Origin of the sequence: Propionicimonas sp., from assembly GCF_034927565.1 — a bacterium.
Classification (GTDB): Bacteria; Actinomycetota; Actinomycetes; order Propionibacteriales; family Propionibacteriaceae; genus Propionicimonas.
In genome coordinates this window covers 1-4054 of the sequence record NZ_JAYFPT010000124.1, presented here as the reverse complement: position 1 = coordinate 4054, position 4054 = coordinate 1, and the positions used below count along the sequence as shown (strand labels likewise).

The 4054-nt window shown below is 65.4% G+C and carries 4 protein-coding genes and 1 pseudogene; 2 read left to right on the top strand and 3 right to left on the bottom strand.

Going from position 1 to position 4054, the window contains the following annotated elements; translation table 11 throughout:
- Nucleotides 1-1164: IS1634 family transposase (locus tag VB080_RS15925; RefSeq protein ID WP_323419427.1), on the top strand; the 1164-nt coding region annotated here is incomplete at its 5' end.
- A gap of 89 nt (nt 1165-1253) precedes the next feature.
- Here VB080_RS15925 and VB080_RS15920 read toward each other — a convergent pair.
- From VB080_RS15920 to VB080_RS15910, 3 genes are all read right to left on the bottom strand, one after another.
- The gene (locus VB080_RS15920; RefSeq protein ID WP_182050054.1) at nt 1254-2057 is read right to left on the bottom strand and encodes an ABC transporter permease; all 804 of its coding nucleotides are present in this window, start codon (nt 2055-2057) and stop codon (nt 1254-1256) included.
- Nucleotides 2054-2701: an ABC transporter ATP-binding protein gene (locus VB080_RS15915; protein WP_323419426.1), complete on the bottom strand. Its 648-nt coding sequence runs from the start codon at nt 2699-2701 to the stop codon at nt 2054-2056. Before VB080_RS15915 ends, VB080_RS15920 begins: the two co-directional genes overlap by 4 nt.
- Nucleotides 2702-3083: 382 nt before the next feature.
- Entirely contained in the window at nt 3084-3569 is a 486-nt protein-coding gene (locus tag VB080_RS15910; protein WP_157773968.1) for a DUF2231 domain-containing protein, read from the bottom strand.
- Nucleotides 3570-3805: 236 nt separating this feature from the next.
- Here VB080_RS15910 and VB080_RS15905 point away from each other — a divergent pair.
- Nucleotides 3806-4054: pseudogene (locus tag VB080_RS15905) on the top strand (ISL3 family transposase); the annotation flags it as partial.

Genomic DNA, 4054 nt, shown 5'->3' with positions numbered 1-4054 from the left:
CCGGCCAGTGAGAAGACCATGCGCCGCACCCTGGCCCGGTGCGCGTCGGGGAAGTACCGTGACCAGCTCGCGTCCCTGTGTTTCACCCACGCACTGAGCGCCGGGGATGTCTCCCTGTGTTTGTACGACGTCACCACCTTGTATTTCGAGGCGGAGAAGGAAGACGACCTCCGCAAGGTCGGCTTCTCGAAAGAACGCCGGGTGGACCCGCAAATCGTGGTCGGGTTGCTGGTGGACCGGCAGGGGTTCCCCCTCGAGATCGGCTTCTTCGAGGGAAACAAGGCCGAGACGAAGACGATCATCCCGATCGTCAAGCAGTTCCACGCCCGCCACCAGATCGAGAACATGGTCGTCGTCGCGGACGCCGGGATGCTGTCCGCGAAGAACCTGCGGGAGCTTGACGAGGCCGGGTTCTCCTTCATCGTGGGCTCCCGGGTGACGAAGGCACCGATCGACTTGGAGTCCCACTTCCGGTGGCACGGGGACGCCTTCACAGACGGGCAGGTCATCGACACCATCACCCCCAAGACCGGGCACAGGAGTGAGAACAACAAGCTGCTGCGCGCCGAGCCGGTGTGGGACCTGGCGACGCATCCTGGGTCGTGGCGGGCGGTGTGGGTCTACTCCCGCAAGCGGGCCGCCCGGGACGGGCACACCCTGACCGCGCAGGAGAACCGGGCTCGGGCCGTCATCGCCGGGGAGAAGGCGACCCGGACCCCCAGGTTCGTCACGACCAGCAACGGGGCGCGGAGCCTGGACGAGGCTGCCCTGGCCCGGGCCCGCAAGCTCGTCGGATTGAAGGGCTACGTCACGAACATCCCCGCCAGTGTCATGACTGCGGGCGAGGTCATCTCCAACTACCACGACCTGTGGCACGTGGAGCAGTCCTTCCGGATGTCCAAGACCGACCTCGCCGCCCGGCCCATGTTCGTCAGGACCAAGGACGCGATCGACGCCCATTTGACCATCGTGTTCACCGCTCTCGCGGTGGCCCGCACCGCCCAGAACCGTTCCGGCCTGGCGATCCGCAACCTCATCCGCCAGCTCCGCCCGCTGCGCTCCGCAACCATCGCCATCAACGGCGCCATCCAGACCATCCCACCCCAAATCGACCCAGACCGTCAGGTCATCCTCGACGCCCTCAACCCCGGCGTCAGGCACTAACGAAATGACCGAACTCAGGCCAGAGGCGACAGAGGATCGACAACTCGCCACGAGCCGCCTGCGGGCGTCCGGTCTCCGAGGCCGCTGATTCAGGACCTTTGGTCGTCCGACGGCGCGATGAGTCGAGCACCTGCGTCGAAGTACCCGCCCATCCCCCACCGGAGGATGATCGCGGAGGTCAGTACCACTGAGAGCAGAATCCCCACCATGATCACCGCCTGGTAGACAACCGCAATGAGTGGGTCGACGCCGGAGAGGATCTGCCCGGTCATCATCCCCGGTAGAAAGATGATGCCCATCGACAGCATGCTCGTCGTGGTCGGCGTGACGGCCGAGGTGAAGGCGTCAGTGCGGATGTCCCTGGTGGCCCGCGCCGGGGTGGCGCCCAGGTAGAGGGCCTGCTCGACTTCGCTGCGGCGGTCCCGCATTCCGTTCTGGATCCCGTTGAGGGCGAGGTTGACCCCGGTCATCGAGTTGCCGATGATCATTCCCGCTGTCGGGATGACGTAGCGCGGATCCCAGAATTGAGGGATCTGGACAATCCCGACAAGGAAGACGGCCAACGCGAGCACCGGCCCGACGGCCAAGGCCGCCGCCACCACCCACCGCTGTCGGGCGTTCATCCGACCCCGATGCTGGCCGTACACGGTGAAGATGCCGAAGCCGATCATGATGGCGAGCAGCAGCACCGTGATCGCCGGGTTCGGGTTGTCAAACACCCACGTCAGGACGAAACCGACCACGACGAGCTGGGCCGTCATCCGGACAGCCGCCCACAGCGTGCGTACGCCCTCCCGTTTCGTCAGGGCCTGGACGGCTGCCGCGATCACCACGACCACGAGGGCGGCCACGACGAGCCCCGAGATCGGGACTTCAACAAGACCCCCGTTCATGCCACGACCTCCGCCTCATGGTCCCGGATCGCGACACGGGCGTCCCCGATCTCCATCAGCCCTTCATCATGGGTCACCATCACTACGTCGCCCCCTGTCGCACGGATCCAGTCAACGACCCGGCGCACCAAGTCGCGCGCGCCCCGCGCATCCAGGGCCGCTGTCGGTTCGTCCAGGAGGTACACCTCCGGACCAGCCAACAGGACTCGCGCGAGCGCCACCCGCTGACGTTCCCCGCCCGAGAGGGTGGAGGCGTCCTCCGCGAGATCCTTGTCGAGACCCACGACCGCGAGGACTTCTCCCATGCGCTCGCGGTCCGGTGCGCCGCGCCCCTGGAGCACGCAGGCGATGGACAGCTCATCGGCGATCGTGCCCGGCCACAGGAATGGCTGCTGTGTCACCATCGTCACGCGCCGGCGCAGGAGCACCGGGTCCACGCGCGCGATGTCCTCGCCGCGGAAGCTGACCGTACCGCTGCTCGGAGCCTGCATGGCGCACGCGAGCCTCAGGAGCGTCGTCTTGCCTGCCCCCGACGGGCCGAAGATGACGGTGACACCCGGGGGGATCGCAAGGTCGGCGTGCAGGATCGCGCCTACTCGCACGTCATCGAAGTCGAAGAGGACGTCCCGAGAAGGTTGGCTCACCCGCCGATTGTAGGCAAATGCCCAGTCGTCGGGCGCCAGTGTCTCGTCGGGCGTCCGGGCGCCGCCTGTCGGGCGTCGCGGCGAGGTGCTGCGTCCCTCCCCGTCGGCGAGCCTCAACGCACTCCCAAGCGCATAGTACGCATGCCAGTCAGGCAGGATCTTTTCTCGTCACGAAGAGCCACGCCGGTGGGTCCACCAGCAATTCATTCGCTGAAGCCGTGAATTTCAGCGCAATCCAGAAAGCGCTCCTTTCATGCCCCAATGAATCGCCACTGCAGATTCGGCCGGAGACGCGAGAATCGGTTGGCGTAGCTTCTCTCCGCGACCAAAGAGTTTTCAAAATCACCATCGTCGCCGTTGAACTGTCGCGTCGACCGTGAGGTTACTGCCACACGGCACGCGCGCCTGTATCGCCGACGATCACGATCGCAACGAGCGCAAAGACTGCGATGACCGTCTGCACGATCGAGATCACGGTCGTCCACCGGCGAATGGTCTGCGGATTGGTGACGCGTGCTTGTGTGTGGCCTGGGCGCACAGTGGTGTAATTGTGAATCCACACCCATTGCACCCATGAGATGAGGAACAGCAGGAATCCTGCTGCCACGGCGAGATCAGCGATGCTGGTGTGGGCGGTGACGGCCGCTGTCTGCTCGACTTGTGTGGCCAGGGCCTCGCCCGATGCCGAGGTGAAGGCTGCCGCCACGAGTGTCAGGCTTGCAATGATCGGGAATGCGATACCGAGCCAATCACGCGTTCTCGTGTTCCACGCCGCCGCAATTGCGAGGAGCGCAACGATGGGGATCAGGACGACTGCCGCATGGACAAAAAGGGGGTGCATAGGAATTCCACCAAGCAACCACGTCATGGAACGCTCCTTCAGAGGAGAGGTGGCGAATCGTGGGAAGATCCGCGCGGCGCGGAGACCCGACCGCAGACGATATTCTGCTCTCCGTCGAAGTTTTGTGCAACCAAGGTCAGGCGGCTCTTCGCGATCCGGGGTGTAGCGGGGGGTTGAGTCTGGCTGGCGTGTCGGGGTGGGTGTGAGGGTCGGGGTCTTCCGATGATGGGAGTTCCTACGCTGCCCATCTGAAAGACCCCGACGTGTCCCACGCTACCTTTGCTGCCCCCGATCTGACCACGTTCGCCCGCCTGGATGACCTCGGCCTCGTGGTGGTGGGCCAGAGAGTCCTCCCGGATCGCTGCGAGGTGGCCTGCCGGGTGGTGGACGATGACCGGTGGTGTCGCGAGTGTGGGTGCGAAGGGATCCCCCGCGACACCGTGGTCCGTCGCCTCGCCCACGAGCCCTCGGGCTGGAGACCGGTGACACTGGTGGTGCGAGTGCGTCGCTAC